Here is a 2,183-nt window from a genome sequence, read left to right as displayed (position 1 = left end):
GGGTGAAGTCGTCCCAGACAGATGCCAACAATGGCGCGTGATTGGCTATGAGCCCAGCAACCTGCCTGGACCGGACGCCGACGTCACCCTTCTCGGGACCTTTTGAGGCAAGGAGGCGGGGCTCTGCACCCAGCCCCCTGAGCGATCGCATCCACTCAACCAGTGCAATCAGAGGTGCAGCGCTTGAGCGTTCGCCACGCCAGTCCTCACCGAACGCACTGCGACCGAATACGTCTTCATCCCGAACCATCTTTCGCGCAGCCTGGCCACGCATGAGCGCATCGAGCAGCGCCAGAACGACTGGCAACTGGAGATTAGGCGTTGAGATCACTGAGCGCACAAGCCGATTTGCCTGACGCCATTCGCCGCTCAGGTGTCGAAATAGACTAGTGCCCTTGGCGGCGAGAACCGCACGCGCGCTCCCAACGTCGATATCCCAGCCGACGTCAGTGACCTGGCTGCCCAACGTCGCTCGAGCTGCTTCGAGCTCACCAACCGCGGTAGCGAGCTCGCCCGCCCGCTCGACACCCCCGTCCCAAAGTTCCGAGGCGAACGTCTCAGGACTGGCCGGAGGCGCACTGGCTACGCGTTCGCCAATTTTGGCCAGGCGCTGCAGTTCGTTGGTGGTAGGTGAAGTCTCCCGTCCCAAGGCGTGGGCCAAGCCCTTGCCAGCGTGGATGATGACGCTCGCCGCATCGGCAACTTCGCGCAGGTGCCCGATGCCGGCGCTGCTGAAGCCGGAAGGCAGCTCGCCGAAGGCGAGGCGCGGCTCAGAGACATCTGTCGTCCAAGCTGACTCTGTGACGCGCGATGACAGCGCCTGACGGACTTCCTCGTAACGACGCCCATCGAAAAGCACTGCATCGATTGCGCTGGGCTCTTGCCACAAGTCGTGCCCCATAGCACGGGCAGAGAGTGCCGGAGCGCTGGCGACCCTGCGAGCCAGTATCGCCAGTGCCGGCAGATCAGTCAGACGTCGCGGCGCGTCTGCTTCCAGTAGCGTTGCGAGTGCACCGATATGGTTTCGGGCGGTACTGAACTGAGTGGCCAAGCTGCTGACCCTGACGACAAGGCGATCGCGATCGGCCGGGGTGATGGCCTCAAGATTAACGCCGACCCAGGCGTGATCGGCAGGAATTCCGAGATGCTGGATGCGCTCAACGAGGTCCGCCAACAGATCCCGGCGACGCGCAAAGCCGTCCTCGCCCCACGTATCGGGTTGGACCAGCTGCAGGTCGTTCGCTTCGACCCCCAACTGCCGCAGCCGCGTAAGCTGGGCCATCACCTGGAAAGGAGAGAGCCCGGATGCTTTGTCCAGCTCGTGAAGTCGGATCGCATGGCCGTTAAGGTCATCGCGCGCCTCGGTTAGCCGTGCGATCAGGCTCCCTGGGGACGACGCGCGCGGTGCGCCCAGTTCCCATGTGCGTCGCAGCTCCTCGAGAACGGCGCGCTTGTTGGCTTTGTTACTGTGCAATTCGAGGCATGCGTCGCCAACGCCCTTCTCGTCGAGGCGTCGCTTGACTACATCCAGAGCTGCCATTTTCTCAGCAACGAAGAGGACGGTCTTACCGTCCTTGATTGCTGAAGCAATGACGTTGGCGATGGTCTGACTTTTGCCCGTGCCAGGCGGCCCCTGAATGACCAGATCACGCCCTCGGCGCACCTCGTGGATGGCCATCGCCTGCGAACTGTCGCAATCCATGATGTGGAGCATGTCAGCTGGCGAGATAACCGGATCTACATTCGCGTTCTCGTCCAGCATCCCTTCGCCACCTGGAAAACCTTCGGCGAGCAGGCCTTTGATCAGGTCGCGATCTATCAGACTGGCGCCCTTGGGCCACACGGCCGGATCGAGGTCGCGATACATCAGGAACTTGGCGAAGGAAAAGAAACCGATCGACACCTCATCAGGAACAACTTCCCAGCCCTCTTTCGCCTGGACCGTCTCTTGGACACTGGAGAAATAGGCCTCGATATCGAATGAATCGTTTGCTTCAAAGACGGGCATGCGCAGCGCGTGAACGCGGTCCAGATAGGCCTCGAGCGAAAGATTGGAGGCGATATCTTCCTGGCGCGCCTTTACCTTGAAACGCTCGCCTGCCGTACCTCGATCGAGTGAGACCGGAACCAGAATGAGCGGGGCAAAACGGATGTTCGCCGCGTTATTCGGGTCGATCCACTTC

1 protein-coding gene is annotated in these 2,183 nt (G+C 61.5%); it reads right to left on the bottom strand.

Translation table 11 applies throughout. From position 1 onward, the window contains the following. On the bottom strand, positions 1 to 2,183 hold a 2,183-nt coding region (locus tag AC1DSN_RS21655), incomplete at both ends, for a DUF4011 domain-containing protein (RefSeq protein WP_477332817.1).

The sequence above is a fragment of the Luteibacter sp. P4_D7_3 genome (genome assembly GCF_056401735.1).
The sequence above is the reverse complement of the archived record's forward strand: the minus strand, read 5'-3'. Positions and strand labels throughout refer to the sequence as shown.